General features: G+C 26.8%; 17 protein-coding genes. 6 read left to right on the top strand and 11 right to left on the bottom strand.

The genetic code is table 11. The features are described from left to right. Window positions 1–44 precede the first annotated feature (44 nt). The 3 genes from HNP63_RS03505 to alr are packed head-to-tail and all read left to right on the top strand — an operon-like array spanning window position 45 to window position 2,645. Window positions 45–779, top strand: coding sequence for a S2/P23 family protein (locus tag HNP63_RS03505; RefSeq protein ID WP_004790286.1), 735 nt, complete (start codon window positions 45–47; stop codon window positions 777–779). A gap of 26 nt (window positions 780–805) precedes the next feature. Continuing rightward, complete coding sequence (locus HNP63_RS03500) at window positions 806–1,480, top strand: S2/P23 family protein (RefSeq protein WP_011600859.1); 675 nt, start codon at window positions 806–808, stop codon at window positions 1,478–1,480. Window positions 1,481–1,526: 46 nt separating this feature from the next. Next, window positions 1,527–2,645 (top strand): alanine racemase, encoded by a 1,119-nt coding sequence (gene alr / locus HNP63_RS03495; RefSeq protein ID WP_110482913.1) that lies wholly within the window; start codon window positions 1,527–1,529, stop codon window positions 2,643–2,645. On the opposite strand, the gene HNP63_RS03490 is transcribed toward alr, so the two are convergent. Then, on the bottom strand, window positions 2,637–4,238 hold the full coding sequence (locus HNP63_RS03490) for an RHS repeat domain-containing protein (RefSeq protein ID WP_011600860.1): 1,602 nt from the start codon (window positions 4,236–4,238) through the stop codon (window positions 2,637–2,639). The two genes, alr and HNP63_RS03490, sit on opposite strands and share 9 nt — an antisense overlap. 75 nt (window positions 4,239–4,313) lie before the next feature. On the opposite strand from HNP63_RS03490, the gene HNP63_RS03485 reads away from it, so the two are divergent. Beyond that, window positions 4,314–4,481: a hypothetical protein gene (locus tag HNP63_RS03485; protein ID WP_004790670.1), complete on the top strand. Its 168-nt coding sequence runs from the start codon at window positions 4,314–4,316 to the stop codon at window positions 4,479–4,481. A gap of 27 nt (window positions 4,482–4,508) precedes the next feature. Here HNP63_RS03485 and HNP63_RS03480 read toward each other — a convergent pair whose 3' ends face one another. The 4 genes from HNP63_RS03480 to malQ form a co-directional block, all read right to left on the bottom strand. Further along, window positions 4,509–6,257 carry a hypothetical protein gene (locus HNP63_RS03480; RefSeq protein ID WP_011600861.1) on the bottom strand — a complete coding sequence of 583 codons (1,749 nt, stop codon included), beginning with the start codon at window positions 6,255–6,257 and terminating at the stop codon, window positions 4,509–4,511. A 79-nt stretch (window positions 6,258–6,336) separates the two neighbouring features. Then, window positions 6,337–7,323 (bottom strand): calcium/sodium antiporter, encoded by a 987-nt coding sequence (locus tag HNP63_RS03475; protein ID WP_004790304.1) that lies wholly within the window; start codon window positions 7,321–7,323, stop codon window positions 6,337–6,339. Between the two features lie 27 nt (window positions 7,324–7,350). Next, window positions 7,351–9,195, bottom strand: a complete 1,845-nt coding sequence (locus HNP63_RS03470; protein WP_014486345.1) for a putative glycoside hydrolase — start codon at window positions 9,193–9,195, stop codon at window positions 7,351–7,353. 119 nt (window positions 9,196–9,314) lie between these two features. Beyond that, a complete protein-coding gene (gene malQ, locus HNP63_RS03465; RefSeq protein WP_004790168.1) occupies window positions 9,315–10,835 on the bottom strand; it encodes a 4-alpha-glucanotransferase in 1,521 nt (506 codons plus the stop codon). A gap of 140 nt (window positions 10,836–10,975) precedes the next feature. Here malQ and HNP63_RS03460 point away from each other — a divergent pair, with 140 nt between their 5' ends. Continuing rightward, a complete protein-coding gene (locus HNP63_RS03460; RefSeq protein WP_011600865.1) occupies window positions 10,976–12,145 on the top strand; it encodes an OmpA family protein in 1,170 nt (389 codons plus the stop codon). Between the two features lie 10 nt (window positions 12,146–12,155). Here the strand turns inward: HNP63_RS03460 and HNP63_RS03455 are convergent, their stop codons facing one another. Beyond that, entirely contained in the window at window positions 12,156–12,533 is a 378-nt protein-coding gene (locus HNP63_RS03455) for a TraR/DksA family transcriptional regulator (protein WP_183227220.1), read from the bottom strand. Between the two features lie 165 nt (window positions 12,534–12,698). On the opposite strand from HNP63_RS03455, the gene infA reads away from it, so the two are divergent. Then, window positions 12,699–12,920, top strand: coding sequence for a translation initiation factor IF-1 (gene infA, locus HNP63_RS03450; protein ID WP_004790430.1), 222 nt, complete (start codon window positions 12,699–12,701; stop codon window positions 12,918–12,920). A 47-nt stretch (window positions 12,921–12,967) separates the two neighbouring features. Here the strand turns inward: infA and HNP63_RS03445 are convergent, their stop codons facing one another. Genes HNP63_RS03445 through HNP63_RS03425 form a run of 5 tightly spaced genes read right to left on the bottom strand, consistent with a single transcriptional unit; the run spans window position 12,968 to window position 18,407 of the window. Then, window positions 12,968–14,974 (bottom strand): SH3 domain-containing protein, encoded by a 2,007-nt coding sequence (locus HNP63_RS03445; protein ID WP_183227298.1) that lies wholly within the window; start codon window positions 14,972–14,974, stop codon window positions 12,968–12,970. Beyond that, complete coding sequence (locus HNP63_RS03440) at window positions 14,968–15,555, bottom strand: tetratricopeptide repeat protein (RefSeq protein ID WP_011600867.1); 588 nt, start codon at window positions 15,553–15,555, stop codon at window positions 14,968–14,970. Before HNP63_RS03440 ends, HNP63_RS03445 begins: the two co-directional genes overlap by 7 nt. Further along, entirely contained in the window at window positions 15,537–16,523 is a 987-nt protein-coding gene (locus HNP63_RS03435) for a vWA domain-containing protein (protein WP_014486347.1), read from the bottom strand. The genes HNP63_RS03440 and HNP63_RS03435 overlap by 19 nt, the downstream gene beginning before the upstream one ends. Next, window positions 16,520–17,521 carry a vWA domain-containing protein gene (locus HNP63_RS03430; protein ID WP_004790277.1) on the bottom strand — a complete coding sequence of 334 codons (1,002 nt, stop codon included), beginning with the start codon at window positions 17,519–17,521 and terminating at the stop codon, window positions 16,520–16,522. Before HNP63_RS03430 ends, HNP63_RS03435 begins: the two co-directional genes overlap by 4 nt. Then, on the bottom strand, window positions 17,508–18,407 hold the full coding sequence (locus HNP63_RS03425) for a hypothetical protein (protein WP_011600869.1): 900 nt from the start codon (window positions 18,405–18,407) through the stop codon (window positions 17,508–17,510). Before HNP63_RS03425 ends, HNP63_RS03430 begins: the two co-directional genes overlap by 14 nt. Between the last annotated feature and the right edge of the window lies 1 nt (window position 18,408).

Raw genomic sequence — 18,408 nt, 5'->3', positions numbered from 1 at the left:
CCGCTCAATAAAAGCCATAAAATGGTATAAAGGAAGAAGATAAAATGATATTTAGAACATATAAGCATTTAAAATTAATAGCAATACTTATGTTAATGTTGAGTTGCGCTTTTTTTAAAAAGCCACAAACTGCACAACAAAACGGAGCTATTGGAAACCCAATAAGGGATGAATTGCCTTTAAACGATGGAAAATTACATTTAATATCAGGAAAAATTTTGAATAAAAAATTGCCAGTCGTAAATGAAAATCATGACGTAACTTGGATAAAAACAAAGGCAATGGCAATCTTAGATAAAGATGGACAAGCAATGCCAGAATTCAAAAACAAATTTGGATATTCTTATATACTATCCCCTATAAAAATGAATGATGAATATAGTAGTTACACATCGCTATTAATACTTTTTGAAACAACTGAAAATGGAGATAAAGAATATGAAATTGAAGATATTAAACTTATAACAGCTGGTTCCAACCTAGAACTTAAACATTCTCTTCTAATTGCTGAAAAATCACAAGAAGAAGGATATGTTACTGCATACCCATTTGGAATCTTGATGGACGAAGAACTTAGAAAAGCTTTTCAATTAACATATCAAAATGGTCATTGGAATTATATGCTTGCAAATTTAACCGTTAAAAACAAGATTACTCAAAAAACTGAAATTTATACAATTTCTCTTAATTCAAAATTAATTATTGACTTTGTAAAAGAAGTATTAAAAGAAAATCCCATCTTAAAAGAGACAAATGGAGATCTATTTGAAGATATATAATAAATATAAACAAAAGGAAGTATTTTATGCGACTTAAAAAATTTATTTCAACTGTAATAATTCTTTTTCTAGCTAAAAATATTTTTTCTGAAAACGAAATTAATATCTTCGAAAATAACAATTATATTGTAAAAGAAAATATAAAAACAAGAATTAAAAAACTAAAACAAAGTTTTTTACTTACATCTGTTGATATTGCCGTTAGTCAGCCTTACATGGAATTAGCAGATTGGAATGGAGACCCAATAAAAGAACTTATTGGAATTAGCTATTCATTTATAAATGTATTTTCAAAAATTGGATCTTCTGCTATTATTTCGTTTGACCTATCAAATGAAGCTTCTGGAAAATATAAAATCACAAAATTAGAATTTTTAAGTCCAGATAAAGGCAGCTTTATTAATAATCTTAGCAGTCTCACCAGTGGAAAGCAACAATCAAAAAAAGAGCTTGCAAAAGACGCTTATTCATTTGGGACATTAAAAACTGAATCTCTCTCAAAAACGATTGCAGAATATTACAAGAACAACAACTGGCATTATATTTTGGCAGCAATAACAGTAGAAAATAATATAAATAAAGAAACTAAAAGATATGAAATTAGAATTAACCCTAAAATATATAATGATTTTCAAAAAAAATTGAGATTATATTTTAGAAGCAACCAAGTAAAAAAATTCCCAATACCCATTATAGAATAGGTCACAAATCTCTTAGAAAAGATTTTTACTTTTCTAAGAGAGCAAAATATATAATAATAAAACCATGAGTAGTAACAAAACAATAATAATAAATTTAAATAATTTGGAGCATAACTTAAACTTAATTAAAAATAAAATTGGTGAAAAAGAAATAGTAGCTACCTTAAAAGGCGACGCATATGGTCACGGACTTATAAATATCTTTAAATTTTTTAAAGCAAAAAAAATAAATTATTTTGGACTTTCCAATATTGAAGATGCCAAAACACTTAAAAAAATTGATAAAAGTACAAAAATATTGATGTACATTAAAGTAGATAAAAAAGAAATTAAAAATTTGATTAAACTTGAATTATTACCATTTGTTGCTGATTTTGAATATCTATTTTTAATAGAAAAAGAATGTGCATTGCAAAAAAAGAAAATAAAAGTCCACTTAAAAATTGATGTTGGCATGAATAGATATGGAATAAAAATAGATAGCGCTCTTGAAATAGCCACATATATTCAAAATTCAAAATTTCTAGAACTAGAAGGGGTCTGCTCGCATCTCCCAACAACAGAAAACTTTAAAATCACACAAAAACAAATAGAGCAATTCTTATTTTTTTTGGAAACGCTTAAACAAAAAAATATAAATCCAAAATTTGTCCATATTTCTAATTCGGGACACATTATTAACTACAAACTAAATCCCCAATTTAATATGGTAAGACCGGGTCTTATTCTTTATGGTTATTGTCCAACACTAAAAAACAAAAAAACTACTCTAAATTTTAAACCTGTATTAAATTTATTTTCAAAAGTAGTATTTATCAAAAATGTGAAAAAAGGTGAAAAAATCTCATATTCAGGTACATTTCAAGCCAAAGAGGATATGAAAATAGGAATTATTCCAATCGGATATTTTGATGGAATACCTCAAAATATAAACAATAATTTTTATTTTTTAATAAACAATAAAAAATGTAAAATAAGGGGAAAGGTTTGCATGAATCTAACAATAGTAGAAATTCCTAAAGACTTAAAAGTTGAAACGGGTTCAAAAGTGGAAATTGTATCAGAAAAATTAAGCATAAATGAAATGAGTAAATTTTCTAAAAGAAGTCATTATGAATTACTATGTAATATAGGAAAATATGAAAACAGAAAATATTTAGATTAAGTTACCCAAAGAATCAAATTTTTGGAAATCTATTAAATTACCTCTAGCATCATAAATCCACTTATAAATTGAAAATCCCCCAACATCATCTCTTAATCTCAAATCCGGACCATGATTTGACTGCTTTGATATTTTCCCAAATTTATTGTATTCATATTTATAAACACTAACTCCATGAATATCGTCCTGCAATTGTCCTAAGCTGCCAAAATTTTTTTGAGAAATAAGCCTATTTTGCTTATCATATTCATATAAATATTCAAAAACAAAATTACAATCAGCAACCAAAACCCCATCCTTAGAATAATTTTTCTTTGAAACCATATTGCCATTAGAGTCGTAACTAAATTTATACTTTGAAACTCCTTCAAAATTATCTATTGGATTAACAAAATCTCCACCAAAATGTTCTTGAGCAATCAAAAATCCTTCTTTGTCGTAAGAATATCTGTAAATCATTACACCTTTGACATCGGCTATTAAATTAAAATTTTTATCAAAAAAAATATTTTCTATTAGATAAAACTTGTCATCATATTTATAACTATAAATAGCAATGCCTTTAAAATTATCCATTATTTCATACTTTTCTTCATAAACAGTTGGAATATCCCTATTATAATTTTTATTGATTTTATTACTATAGTTTATTATCCTTTTTTCATTATTTTGGATATAAAAAATAGTCTTCTTCATGGCATAACCATTTTGACTGATTGTTAAATTATTATTATTGTCATAATTATATTCTTTGTAATAACAATCTTTATCTTTAAAATAATATTCATAACGATAAATTGCTACATTATTTTCATCAGGAGTTAAATTGTTATTAATATCATAATTTAAAATCTCAATAACTTTTCCATCAACATCATAATGATATATTTTAGTAGCTACAGAAAATGGATTTGAAACGGTGTAAGCTGATTTATCAAGATATTCTTCTTTAATAAGATTATGATTGGCATCATAAGTTAATCTAAACCCACAAGTACCATTTTTTGATCTTACAATATAACCATTTTCATCGTAATATAAAACAGTTTTAACAAATTTGGCATGATCATAACTGATCTTTGCAAAATACACATTATTTGAATCTTTGATTTGAATTCCCGATTCATTAAATCTGTAAACACTAAACTCTCTCTCATTATCGTATAAAAAATGATAATAAGAAACATCGTATCTATCCCTAACCATTTCATTAGATCTATTATAATTAAAAATATTTTTAATCCTACCATCACTCATATACTCTATATGCTCAATGTAAACACCATTATTATTCTTAAAAGCAAGTCCCCTATTTAGAAATATGCGCCTTTCACTGTGTTTAGACCTTTCTATTTTAATTTGGTTTGCATTAAAAAAAGAAGGCATTAAAATGCTAAGCTTACCAATATAATCAACTAAAATAAGATTATTATTACGATCATAAGTAAATTTATATCCATACTCTTCCTCAGACTCTTCTTTTGTAATCTCATATTTACCTACTATGTTGTAATTAACAGAATAATCTGCAAATCTATAATAAACTTCTTTTGAAAAAAGAGAAGAACTAATAAAAAATATTATAAATAACATGAATAAATTCCTTGATAAATCAATCTTATTTTGATAAATTTTATTATACAATAAATCTATCAATAGGAGCTTTAAATGGCAAAAATTTCTAAAAACGCTCAAAGATCGGGTTCGAAAGAATTAATAAGTCGATGGGGAGGGAAAATTATAATGAAATCAAAATTTGAAAATGGAAAAATAAAGCATTATGCAGAATGCCAAACTTCAAAAAATACAGCAAGAAAGCCAAGGGATTTATTTTAACAAATAAATCCGCTTAACTTGCAAACTTTATTTTTTTTGTATCCTATCACCAAATTTAACCCATGCTTCGTCTTGTTCTTGTTTTGTATAGTTCTTATTTACTGCCTGCTTAGAAGTTGAACCCTTTTTGGGAAAAGAATTTCTAACTTGCGCTTTTATTTCCTCTCTTTGCCTTCTAATTTTTTCCAATTGTCTTTTAACTCTTTCGTTTGAATCAAAAAGACCACTTCCACTTTTATTCAAACCAGCTCTAAAATCCAATCTGGACAAAGCCTCTTTATAGCTTTGATGCTTGCCTGTCAAAAACAAAACAATTCTTTTAAACAAACTTAAATCTTTATAAGCAGCATTCAAAAGAGAATACAAATCAAGTTTATATATTTTATATAAAGGCAATAGTTCGTTACTACTCTTAAAATATTTAGCTGCTTCGACTTTAATTAAATCTTTAAGATGGACTTGAACACTTTGTGTTTTATAAATTCTTCTATAATGAGAAACAATAAGGTCAAGAAATTTGACTTTATTTTTCAAGCAATACTCATTCATAATATATTTAGATACCAATCTATTGATAACTTCTTCTAAACCTTCTTCTGTAAAAATAGAAGAGGGATCATCCCCAAAACTAAGAATTTTAAATATACTAGCCCTCAATTCACTATTAAGAAATTGTAAAACCTTTTCATATTCTTCTAGAAAAACCTCATATGCAAAAGGTTTGTACAAATAAAAATTTTCTTTTACTTGAAATATTTTTGGCAAAATATCATGAATTTTAGATTCAAAAAAATACATATTAGCAACTAATAAAAAATTTTCAGGATCGTTTAGGCCTTCAGAATAAACTTTTAGGATACTAGAAAAATCTCCCCTATCAATTGCACCTTTTTTAAATTCCAAAGTCTTTTCAATTGCTTTTAAAGATTCATCGATTTTAATAGCTTCTATAGCCTTAAGCTCTTCCAAGTCTTTTTCATTTTTAATAAAAAGATTAAGAAAATCCAAAAAAATAAAATAATTTTTTGAAAAAGTGATTCCTTTCTTGCCAAGAACTTCATCCTTAATTTCAATAATGCCAGAGAGAATCTTGGAAATAGCAGCAATAATATTCTTACCCTCTTCTAAAGCTCTCTCATAATCACTAAGCTTTAATCCTTTTACTCTAACGAAAACATCTTTTACAATATTATTAGAAGCAATATTAAAAAATATTTTTTTAACAAACTCAATAAAATATAAAGCCCTACTAGATGGAATTATTAATGATTTCCAAACCAATATTTCTTTCAGTTGTGATTTTGTTTCAAAAAATTTGTAGTTAATATCTGAATCTGTAATAGTTATAAATTCATTCTGGAAAACCAACAAACTAGATTCTACATTCTTAACAGTAAGCAAAGAACTAAAAAGCTCTATTCCTATATAAGTTTTCAAAAATAAATCGTCAATAGAATAATAATAAAAATCATAACTGGCTTCATCGGTCAAAATTATCTCATCTGGCAACAATTCTCCATCTATTGCTATTTTATTAGTAACTATTCCCCTTTTAACTTCATAGAGTTTGCGAAATAAAAAATCAAGCTCCCCTTTTAAACCTCGTATTTTTACAGAATGCTCTTCTATAAAAGAAGAATAATCTATGGCATCCTTTTTATAAGACAAAATCATTTTCAAAATTGATTTTTGGGCATCAGAAGATATTCCCAGTTGAGAAATCAAAATATCTACTTCTTTGCTACTCATATAAAAAATTTCTGGTAATTTTTTCATATTGTTCCTTATATTACATTAAAATAATAAAGCTTATTACATAAAAATATATTAACAAGCCAAAATTAAGATCATATAATCAATAAAAATTAAATAACATTAAATTATACAAAATATATAAAAGCAAAAAAATTAAAGAAATACCTCTACCAAAAACTCCTTTAAATTTAACCACTAAAAATAAAACTAAAGTTATAAACACCATTATACTAAAATCTAAAATATAAATATCTTGTAACAAGATAGGTCTGAAAAAACTACTACTAGCTAAAATAAACCCGATATTAAAAATATTGCTACCGATAATGTTCCCAAATGCAATGTCTGATTCTTTTCTAATTATTGCAAAAAGAGATACAACAAGCTCGGGAACACTTGTCCCAAAAGCTACAACTATAATTCCAATCAACTTTTCACTAACATTAAAAACATTATTGGCAATATAAAGAGCTCCATCCACCAATAATTTTGATCCCAAATAAAGAAAATACATGCTAATAAAAAAGCTTAACGTATTTAAAAATATAAAATTTAAACTCTGATTTAAATTACTTACACCTTCTTGAGAAGAATTTTCCAAGCTAAAATTTGCTTTTTCTTCTTTATAAAAGAAGAACAGATAGAATAAAAAAAGAATTAAGATACTAAATGAGCTTAAACGATTATAAGGTGCCGCAAAAAAAGAGAAAGATCTCAAATCAAATGAAAGCAACAAAAGAAGAAACATTAATAAAAACAGAAACATAAAAGAAAGCTTAAGTCTTTTAAAATCTGCCTTAATTCTTAAAAAGAATCCTGCTAAAGGCAGAGCAAGTAACATATTAATAATATTGCTACCAATAACATTAGAAACAACAATTTCGTTTTTACCCTTAAAAGCCGCTACTAAACTTGTAAAAAGCTCTGGAGCGCTTGTTGAAAAAGATACTATTGTAACTCCTATTAAAAGTGTTGGAACTTTTAAATAGGTAGCAATGCCAACTGAACTTTTTAAAAGCAAATTACCACCAAGATACAATAAAAAAATACCAAATCCTACATAAAAAAATTGAATTAAATGTTCCAAATAAATCTCCTTTACAAGAAACAATAATTAAAAAGAATCTAAATATTCTTTTAAACTCCCCTTAACCATATAATAAACATTAGATGCGTTCCAAAGACTAAAACCACTACCAAATGACTCCTTGACCCCTTTAAGCTGAAACTTTAAATACTTCAAATAAATCTCATCATCCACAAACCTTTCCTTTCCTAATAAAAAAGCCTGAACATAAGGCCTAATGACAACCCGATCTAAAGAAAACATAAGTGCTCTATCACTCCCCTCTTTATAAATCTTATAAGCTCTTTTTGTATAATAAGAATTGCTTGGCAAAAAATCATTAGTATAGTGTGAAGGATAAAACATAGGAGATATGACATCAACATAATCTGATAACATTGCAATATTTTGCCCAATACTATTAGTAGGAAACCAACCATTGTACCCATAAATATCAACAGAAATAGGAATATAAAGCTGTTCTCTTGCCATAATCAAAAAAGATTCAAGAGCATCAACAGGCTGCATCTCATACTTATTCATTCTTGAAGTTGCAAGAGATACAGGACCATCTGATGGAAATCTAATATAGTCAAACTGTATTTCATCAACTCCAAAAGATTGTATTTCTTTTGCAATAGATATATTATAGTCCCAAGTAGCAGGAGAAAAAATATCTACCCAATGCTCTACTTGCACATATTTCACAAGCCCACTAGAATCAACTTTTTTAATAAAATGAGCCCAAGGCTTATTGGTTCTTTTATTCCAAAGAGCATGCTTAAAATTATTATAATAATACAATTTTGCATCTTTAAATACAACACATCTAGCAATAACATAAATTCCAAGTTCTCTAGCTTTTTTAAGAATATAAGAAACATCAATCAGGTTTTTAACAGAACTCAACTTATTCGGCAAAAAAAGCTTACTAGAATAAGTTAAATTACCACTATCATCTTTAAAATCAATTACAACAGCATTCATGCCCGAATCTTTAATAAATTTAAATCTTTCATCAACTAGCCTATTATTGCGCAATGTATATGCTGTTAAATAAATAGATCCTTTATTCTTAGCAAGTTGCATCCTTTGGGATTTTTCAATAAAATTCTGATCCTGCAAAGACAATTTTCCAATAAATACCCATTGCCCATTAAAATAAGAATAAAAATGATTGTCATATGTTCTCACCAAAATTTTTTCCACATTCTTGCTAGATAAATCTAAAATACGTATTATTTGCTTTTTAAAAGGAAAAGAAATTTTTTTAATAAGTCCACTTTTCTGACTAATTAAAAAAATATCTCCATAAACTCCAGAAGAAAAATATAAATTATTTGAATCTCCTTTTGAAAATTCAATAGCACTAATAATGTCGTAATACCCTGCACCCAGATAAATCTGAGGAATTAAGCGATTTAAATTTTTAAAACTAACAGCTCCATTATCACTAAGATAAATGCCGTGAATCGCAGTTCCAATAGCAATACGCTTATACTCTCCTTGAGAAAAGGCACTCGATGTAATATACGCACTACTGTTAAATTTATTAATTCCCACTAATTTTCTAAAATTTTTTGAATAATCATAAGAAACGTAAAGATTATTGCTTGTAGTTAAAAATGAATTTGAAGAATAAACATCTTCATAAATAGAGGTAATTCGACTAGGAATAAGCTTATGAAAAGGATAAACCCACCTGGAATCTATCCCATTAACTTTAACTTTAGTTATTTTTCCATTAACATTTTTACTCAAAAATCCTTTATGAACAAAAAATAAACTATATTTTTTAAAAAATTCTTCATCAGTTAGTGAATATATACTGAAAATTTTAAAAACAAAAAAGAAGAAAATAACTATCCAATAGATAAAAATTTTCATACACATTAATACATAATACTTGCAAATCAAAAAATATTAAATAACAACTATTTTTATTTGATTAATTGGATCTAATTTAAATTCAAAAATATTAGAATTTTATAACAAATTTCTTCTTAAAAATCTTAAGCCCTACCGTAAAGCCTTGTAATAAAACTTATATTTTTACTCAAAGTAGTATCTAAATCACTTTCTAATAATCTAAAAATCCAATTATCTAGAGTATTTTTTGGAACATTTGCCCTAAATTTATCTCCTAAACTAATATAATCTTGCATTGGTATTATTACATTGTCAGAAACACTGCTCATAGCGCTTCTTATCATGTCCCAAACAACAAAATCTTCATTTGTATTTAAATAATCAAAAATATACTTTTTATGCAAATCATCTAAAGAGTTAATAAATTCTAGTATTGTATCATTATCACTAATTCCTGTGTAAACTATACAATTTTTAATATAATTATGAGGAAGATTCTGATTGCCCGAATCAAAATCAAAGGCAAGCTTCATTATTCTCATTCCTGGAAAATTAAAAAAATCTCTTAACCTTGAAACATCTTCAAGATCATTTTCAAAATCTTCAACCCAAATTTTTAAATCTTTAATTTCATTTAAAATAAAATTAAAAAAATCTCGTCCTGGTGATTTTACCCACAACCCATTAAAAGCATAGGTCTCACCAGCACTAACTTCCCAGGTAGAAACAAAACCTCTAAAATGATCAATTTTAATTACATCTACATACTTTTTTAAAATCTCGATCCTTTTTGCCCACCATTCATAATTAACTTTCTTTAAAACATTCCAACTATAAGCTGGACTATCCCAAGCTTGCTCTTGTTCTAAAAAATAATCTGGAGAAATTCCTGCAACCTTATCTTTGCTTGCGTCAAATCTCAACTTAAAATATTTTTGATGTGCCCAAACATCAGCAGAATCATACGCTATAAAAAGCGGTACATTCATAACTAGCTCAATTCCCTTGCCATTTGCATAGCGCTTTAAAGCTTGAAACTGTGAAAAAAAGAAATACTGCAACACCTCTTGCACTTTAATCTCTTTTGAGAGAATATTTCTCAATTTAAATAAGTCTTGTTCATTTCTTTTAAGAATTCCTCTATCAAAAAGAACATTAAAAGCGTCCTTTGATTCTTTTAAAGAATATTCTTTAAATGCAACAAAACTTGCAAAATCTAAAAGCCAATAATAAGACTTTTTTTTAAATTTTTCAAAGCTTCTAACCTCATCAACCGAAGCTCTATTAATAAAATTTAAAGCAGCTTCTTTAAGAAATTTATCTTTAAAACTTAATTTTTTAAAATCAGAGTGCCTGCTTTCATTTTCCTTTAAAATGTTTAAATCCGAATCTATAAATTTATCAAGAGCTTCTAGATCAATATAATAAACATTACCGGCAAAGGCAGAAAAAATTGAATAAGGGGGAGATCTTGTAAAATCAATAGGAGAATAAGCAAACATTTGCCAATAACTTTGCGAGGATGCAAATAAAAAATCTATAAATTTATAAGCCCCTTTGCCCAAATCTCCAATACCGTATTTAGATGGCAAAGAACTTATGTTAAGTAAAATACCACTTTTTCTTTTTAAGTTTAAATTAATTCTTATTTTTTCATACTTCATATAAAACCCCTATTAATTAATAATTTAAATTATTACCCACTGTGTTATAAATTATAATAAATATCAGATCAGAACAAAACATTAAATAGCGTTTTTAAGAAAAATTTAAAAATTAAATACTTTTATGATAAAATCTATTAATGGGTACCAAAGCAACCATACTATTGTTGCTATTATTTTTAGTTCAAAACTTAGCTTTGTCTGCTGAAATTTTTGAATTCAAATACATTAAAGGCACAAAATTTAGATTAGAAGGTACAGATAATCAAAAAATATATTTCAACAACCATTTTAATTCAAGTTCTACAACCAATATTCAAATTTCAAGTGAGATAAAAGACACAAAAGAAGAATTCGTAAACATTAAAGCTTTTTTTAGAATCTTAAAAAGAGAAAATATTCATGAACCTTACCTATTAAATGAAGAGTTTGAAGAAACCTTCAGCGTAAATAAGCAAGGAGAATATATAATAGGAGCAAATCAAAAAAGACCCTCTGTTAGAGGCATTCCAAGATTTCCAAAAACACCTATCAAAATAAATGAAAAATGGACATATCCTGCAGAAGAATATATAGAAGCTTCAAAAATAGATAGAAGTATAAAAGATTTCATTGTAAAATTTAATGTTAACTACGAATATAAAGGCAAAGAAGAACACAACGGCAAATATTACCATATAATTCTTTCGAATTATGAATCACAATACAATATAAAAAACATCTCTTTCTATCAAAAAGTAAACCAAAAAATTTATTTTGACAATGAAATTGGAAACACATATAAATACAACGATGAATATATATTTGAAATAAAGCAGAACAATAATCAACATTTTAAAATGACTGGAAACTCTCTTGGCAAAGTAGTTTCAATTGAACTTCCGAATGATAATTTTATTGAAACTGAAGTTGAAAATTATATCCAAGAAAAAAAAATAAAAGCTATTAGCGTTGAAAAAAATACTAAAGGCATTAATTTAAGCTTAGATATTGAATTTTATCCTGACTCATTTCAAATACTGCAAAAAGAATACAAAAAACTTGACCTTATAGCTAAACTTCTTGAAAAATTTAAAAAAAATAACATACTAATAGAAGGACATACTGAACAATTCGGATTAGAAGAAGAGATGCACGAGCTCTCTGAAAAAAGAGCTCGTGCAATTGGAAATTATTTGATAAAAATGAAAATAAAAAACAAAGACCAAATACTATTTAAAGGATGGGGATCTCAAAAACCAAAATATCCTAAATCGTCCCCATTAAAGGCTAAAAATAGACGAGTAGAAATTACAATATTAAATAACTAGCTTAAGATTATCATCTTTTGCTCTTTTTTTCTTTTTTTGTTTGACAGCTAATACATAAAAAGGCATAAGGAATTGCTAAAAGTCTCTCTCTAGCAATCTCTTTTTCACAAGCCAAACACTTCCCATAAGAATTTTGAGAAATTCTATAAAGAGCTTGATTTATTAAATTCAACTTTCTCTTTTCAACAAAACCTAATGCTTCAAGATTATTTCCATCCATATTATCAAAAGCAATATCAACAACATCCTTCGGATACATATCATTATTAATTATTTCCTTTTTGCTATTTTCTACAGACTTGATAGAATCCAATATCTCTTTTTTTTCAGCTGAAAGAAATTTTTTTATCTCTTCAATAAACTCATGCTCAGAACTAGCTTTTTGCATGATACCTCCATATAAATTACATTTTTAAAAAACTTCGTGTAATTATATACACAATTTCTTATAATGTAAACAAACAATAATGCTTTTCTTATTAAAAATAAGAATTGAAATGATATGTTTAATCGTGTAAAATTTATCCTATTAGAGAAAAATTCGGAGGTTGTCTTGGACATTAAAGAAGAAGCTATTGAAACTGAAGGAATTGTAAAAGAATCCCTTCCAAATACCATGTTTAGAGTAGAACTTAAAAACAAACACATTGTGCTTGCCCATCTATCTGGAAAAATGCGAAAACATTTCATAAAAATAGTTCCTGGTGATAAAGTAAAAGTTGAACTTTCTCCTTATGATCTTACAAAAGGTAGAATAGTATACAGGGAAAAATAAAATTAAACCCTTTTAAAATATTTTCAAGTATTGTAAGTATTTGTTTTTTAAATCAAATTATCTTTTAAGGATACAACAAAATTCTTGTGAATCCAGCCTTGAAGTCCGTAACTTGTTTCAATAAGAACAAAATCATCTTTGCTGTCAAGGATATAAACACTTGCATTTCCTTTTAAAAATCTCCAACTTCTTGAAAAGTTATCAGGAACTTTGTAAAGAGAGACTAAATCCCCCCTAATTATTCCCACTTCAGATTGTTGCTCAGAATAAAAATAATATGTTTCAAACACAGTAAAACAAACCGCAGAAAAAAGTAAAAATATAATTATTTTTTTTAAATTTTTTGCCAAAAATCTATAAGAAATAGATACGACTAAAAAATTTATCAAAAATAAGCTAATAATAAAAAAAATATTAGAAAAGATAAAACTATTGTTACGAATACTGTCTGTAACTCCATTTTTAGCTTCAATCAAATCAATAACCTTATATGGGGTTTCATTATTTGGAGAAGCTAAAAATGCCTTATAAGCTGAACAAATAGCATCAAAATCCCTATCCATTTTATTTAACACAAGAGCTCTGTTTAGCCAAAGTCCTGAATAATTTGGATATTTTTTAAGAATATTATCAATCTTGATAAGCGCCGCATCATAATTTTTAGAATTATAGCTTTCAATCAAATCATTTATATTTTTTTCTGACAATAAACTATCATTTACAGCATTTAAACTAATGCCAACAGCCAATATTAAAATAACCAAACCAAAACTTGATGCTGCAAAAAATTTTTTATAGTTAATTAAAATAGCTAAAGATAATAAAAATCCTGGAATCAAAAGTAGATAATAGTATGGAACAAAAAATAAAAAAGTTTTATTTTTGTAATTCAAAATATCAGCATAAGATAAAAGCTCAAAATCAGAATCTACATTATTTTGTATTTTATTTATACTGTCAAACTCTCCCGAATATTCGTACTTCAATTTTTTTCCTTTAAGAGTATAAACTGTCCCATCATCGGGATTTAAATAATTAAAATCCCCAATATTTAAAAATACACTACCTTTGGTACCCGGCTTAACTGTGTAAACTTGAGAAATACTGCCCTTGTACCCACTTTTAGAAGGCTTAAAACTATAAGTTTTCTTTTTATTAAGAATTTTAGAATTATAAGTTTCAATCTCTGGAAAGTAAAAATGTGGAAAATTCCCTTGCCCTGTTATTTTTATTAAAATAGTAAATATACCTTGATCAATTGTCGAATAAGTCGGTGTCTCATAATCAATTCTAAAAGTTCCAACCGCTAGAGATTTAACCTCTTTAGGAATAGGTTTAACTTTTAACAAAAGCTCAGGGGTTTCCCTAACAAGGCCAGAATCAATATTAAAAGAAAAACTGGGAATCAAAACATTTTTTGAACCTTTAAGAGGAGTTAAAACAAAGTTATAAAAAGGTACATCTAAAATTTCTTTATTATGAAAAGTTCTATATTTAATGTCCCCGAATATAGGCATCTTTTCAATCATTGCATCCTTAATAGCAGGTAAAAATCCGGACATTTCATTAGAATTGCTATCTGAAAGCCAATTTGAACGCAAAACAATGCCAATGCTTTGATATTCATAAACCTCTCTTTTATCAAGGTCCCAATATAAATCAACTGGCAGGCCAAAAGAATTTATTTCATCAGCTCTTAGCACACTAACTTCAACCTCTGAAGATAAATAGAAATCACCTTTATAAATTACTTTTAATGGGGGAATTTTAATAAATCCTAGACCTTCAAAAAGGTATTCAACTTTAATTTCAACAAAAGAAAAGTTATTACTATCGGTTATCCTAGATATTGACAAAACATTAGAATTGGATTGAACTTCTTTATTTATTTCAACTTTTAATAAACTTATATCAATATCTTGCAAAGGATTATTAAGCTTTACGATCTGAATAAATTTGTCGCCCCTTAAAACCTTGATATTTTTAACAAAATCAATACCCGTAAGCGAATAAAGTCTTGCGATTGAAAAAAAATAAATAAAAAATATTACCAATCTTCTTTTGGAACAACTAGGCTCTCGTCTATTTTTCTCAACCATACAACCCTCTCAAGATTTTCAATATACCTTAAAAAATTTTCATTATTTTCAACAAAATTTTTACTTTTTTCTACACTTAAAGAATTTAAACTATCGCGCACTGTTCGTTTTTTTATTATTGCAAGTTCAAGATTATATTTAGCATTATAACTGCTGGGATTAATTTTTAAAGCCTCCTTAAAAGCCATTTCGGCCTTATGATAAAGTCCTTGGTTATAGTATATTATTCCCTCGTTATAATTGACATTAAAATTTAAAAAAATATCATCGGTTTTCTTTGCATAAGAGAATATTCTAAGAGAACTTTCATACTCACCTAAAGAATAGTATACAATGCCAAGATTATAATATCCCCAAGCAGAATATTTTTTATCCTCTACAAGATTGTAATAATTGGAAATTGCATTTTGATAATTTCCTCTAACATATTCATAATTGCCAATAGCCATCAAAGACATGGACTTAACATTTGAACAAGAAAAAAAACCTAAACACAAAAAGCAAGCATATAAAACTGCTAAAAAGTTTCGTCCCACTTTATCATCCTGACAAATAAATACATAAAAATAAACAATAACGAAATAACCAAAAAAATTTTATACCTTGATACATCAACAAGTATAATATCATTTGACGTTTTTCTTATTATACCATTTCTTATATCATTGACAACAAAGTTAATCCCTTTTAAATACAAATTATAATATGATCCTTTAAGAGAAGAGGCAAGAAGAAGTAAATTTTCTTCATTTATCACAGTTTTAACAGGATTATCATTTTTATCTTTAATAATTGCGTTATGATCAAATAAAACGGGATTATTCCCTCCAATCCCAACCACAAAACTTTCTAACTTGAGATTATTGACAAATTTAGAAAACCTATAATAATTATTTTCTCCCCAATCATCACCATCTGTTAAAATAATTAAAAAATTATAATAAGGGTCATCTTGTACATTAGAGATTACACTAAAAACAGCATCTCCTAAGAAACTACCAGGAGAGCTTATTAAATCAGGCTCTATATAATTTAACATCTTGTTTAAACTGTTTTTATCCTTAGAAAAAGGTAAAACCAATAAAGACTTACCTTTAAAAATAGTAAGAGAATATTCAGCATTCTCAAAATTGCTTAAAATTAAACTAATCATATTTTTAGCGCTCTCAAGCCTATTAATAATTTTACCCTCATCTACACTCAACATGCTACGAGAAATATCAAAAATAAAAGAAATTCTCAATTTACTTCTCTCATCCTCAACAGCTCTTTGTCCCCAAGAAATATCCAAGATAGATAAAATTAGAAAAATCAAGCTAAAAATAAAAAACATTGTCATGAGAACTTTTTTAATGTAGTAATTTTGAATATAGGAATTGTCTCCATACATAAAGCTTAGGGTTTTAAAAAATGGAATATTTCGCCTAAAATCAAGCACACATACAAAAAAAATCCACATTAAAATTAAAAAAAAGTATAAAGCACTATAATTATTTATACTCATAGTATCTCTTTTAAGAAAATTTTTGAAAAAATAAAATAAATAAGTAATAAGCACAACGCTAAAACTAAAAATTCTTTATAAATATCTTTATTGTCCACAGCTATTTTAATTTTTCTCTCCAAATTTTCCTTTTTTGAAAAATCTTGAATTGCAAATTGAAAAGAAAAATCATCATTAACCGAATAAAAAAGTCCTCCGGTTTTATTTGAAATCTCAACAAGCATACTAGGATCATAAACCTCTTTTAGACTTCCTTGATAAAACTTACCAGATCTTAATTTAAACTCAACACTAAATTCCTCAGAACTTCCAATACCAATAGAATAAATCCTGACATTTAAACCTTGAGCAAGGTTAATCACTTGATCTTTATAAATTTCATCTGAATTAACAACCCCATCTGTTAAAACCACTATTGATCTTTTAAGAGCTTCAGAATGCTTTAAATGAGATAGCGCAATAGAAATACCTAATCCTAAAGCAGATCCATTTCCAAGATCCATAATATAAATATCATCTAACTTTTTATTAAAAAAATCCCTATCTGTTGTTATAGGCACTACTATTGAAGCATCTTTTGCAAAAGCTACCAAACCAATATTATCATTCTCACGTTGAGAAATAAAACGTTTAATCAATTCTTTTGAAAATTCAAGTCTATTCTTAGAAGAAAACTCAACAGCCCCCATACTAGGCGATATGTCAAGAACAATGACAATGTCAGCACCAGCACTAAGATGTATCATCTTCTTTTTTGAAACCGAAGGCCCTGCTAAAGCAAACACCATAACCATTGCAGCTAAATATAAAAAAGAATAAGTAAAAAAATACATCAAATTTAATCTATAATCTTTAAGTTTTAAAGAGTTTAAGCTGCCATAAATCGATATTGGAAACTTTATCTTGCCCCCTCTATTTTTAAAAAAATGATTAAAATAAATTGTTATAGGGAAAATTACTAATAAAAACAAATACAAAGGCTCATTAAATGTTAACATTAGTACCTCTATTAAATTCTTCAAAACTCGATGCTGCAGTTCTTAAATCCTCTAAAACAAACGCCAAGCTATCAAATACTAAATCAACACCACTAAATTTACTAAAATCAGAAAGCCTTAACGTATTAATAAAAGTTGAGCGAATCTCATAAGGAACCTTAAGATCTTGCAAAATTATAGAAATTTCTGTTGTGGTAATCGCATTAAAATTGAAACCTGTTTTTTTAGATAAATAAACTCTTAAAGAAGAATTTATTAAATTATAAAATGTACCTTGATCTACGCCTTCTCTAACATATTTAGACAAAATAACAAACTGCCTCTGCAATACTTTATAAGGCTTTCTAAGTCCATGCTTAACTATCAAGCAAATTAAAAGTCGATTTAAAAGCTTTAAAAGCTTAATAATCAAATAAGGAATCAAAAACAAAACAAGAATAAATAAAAACAAATAGGTACTTGTTCCAGGAATAAATAAAACGCCTTCTATATTTTTAATTTTAAAATCAGAATTATTAGATACTAGTTTATCTGTATTAATTTTTACATTTTCTAGAATAACCTTGCTTTTCTTACCATTGCTAATTACATCTCCAATATAAATAGAAGGAAGAGAGCTACTTCCAATATAAAAAGAAACAAAATTAACTATTATTTCATTTGTTGCGTTATTAAAGCTAATCGAATTTACTTCAACAAATTCATCTTTAATCTCTTTAAAATCTACAGGGAAAAACTCTTCACCATCATCTAAAATTAATGAAACTTTAAAATCAACAGAATCACCTACATAATAACGAGTCGGCATAAATATTTCATTCTTTATTTCATAAGAATGTAAAAATAAAACTAAAAAAAGAAAAAGGCTTGAAATAATTCCCTTCAAA

This window comes from Borreliella afzelii, from assembly GCF_014202295.1.
GTDB classification, from domain to species: domain Bacteria; phylum Spirochaetota; class Spirochaetia; order Borreliales; family Borreliaceae; genus Borreliella; species Borreliella afzelii.
Note: the sequence above shows the minus strand (reverse complement) of the source record. Positions and strands in the feature narration are given on the sequence as shown.

What these genes read in the sequence shown, in the direction of transcription:
- HNP63_RS03485 (WP_004790670.1), top strand. Translation starts at nt 4,314, where the DNA reads ATGGCAAAAATTTCTAAAAACGCTCAAAGATCGGGTTCGAAAGAATTA.
- HNP63_RS03455 (WP_183227220.1), bottom strand. Translation starts at nt 12,533, where the DNA reads ATGCAAAAAGCTAGTTCTGAGCATGAGTTTATTGAAGAGATAAAAAAA.
- HNP63_RS03430 (WP_004790277.1), bottom strand. Translation starts at nt 17,521, where the DNA reads ATGTTAACATTTAATGAGCCTTTGTATTTGTTTTTATTAGTAATTTTC.
- HNP63_RS03480 (WP_011600861.1), bottom strand. Translation starts at nt 6,257, where the DNA reads ATGAAAAAATTACCAGAAATTTTTTATATGAGTAGCAAAGAAGTAGAT.
- HNP63_RS03435 (WP_014486347.1), bottom strand. Translation starts at nt 16,523, where the DNA reads ATGAGTATAAATAATTATAGTGCTTTATACTTTTTTTTAATTTTAATG.
- HNP63_RS03460 (WP_011600865.1), top strand. Translation starts at nt 10,976, where the DNA reads ATGGGTACCAAAGCAACCATACTATTGTTGCTATTATTTTTAGTTCAA.
- HNP63_RS03500 (WP_011600859.1), top strand. Translation starts at nt 806, where the DNA reads ATGCGACTTAAAAAATTTATTTCAACTGTAATAATTCTTTTTCTAGCT.
- HNP63_RS03505 (WP_004790286.1), top strand. Translation starts at nt 45, where the DNA reads ATGATATTTAGAACATATAAGCATTTAAAATTAATAGCAATACTTATG.
- HNP63_RS03490 (WP_011600860.1), bottom strand. Translation starts at nt 4,238, where the DNA reads ATGTTATTTATAATATTTTTTATTAGTTCTTCTCTTTTTTCAAAAGAA.
- malQ (WP_004790168.1), bottom strand. Translation starts at nt 10,835, where the DNA reads ATGAAGTATGAAAAAATAAGAATTAATTTAAACTTAAAAAGAAAAAGT.
- HNP63_RS03470 (WP_014486345.1), bottom strand. Translation starts at nt 9,195, where the DNA reads ATGTGTATGAAAATTTTTATCTATTGGATAGTTATTTTCTTCTTTTTT.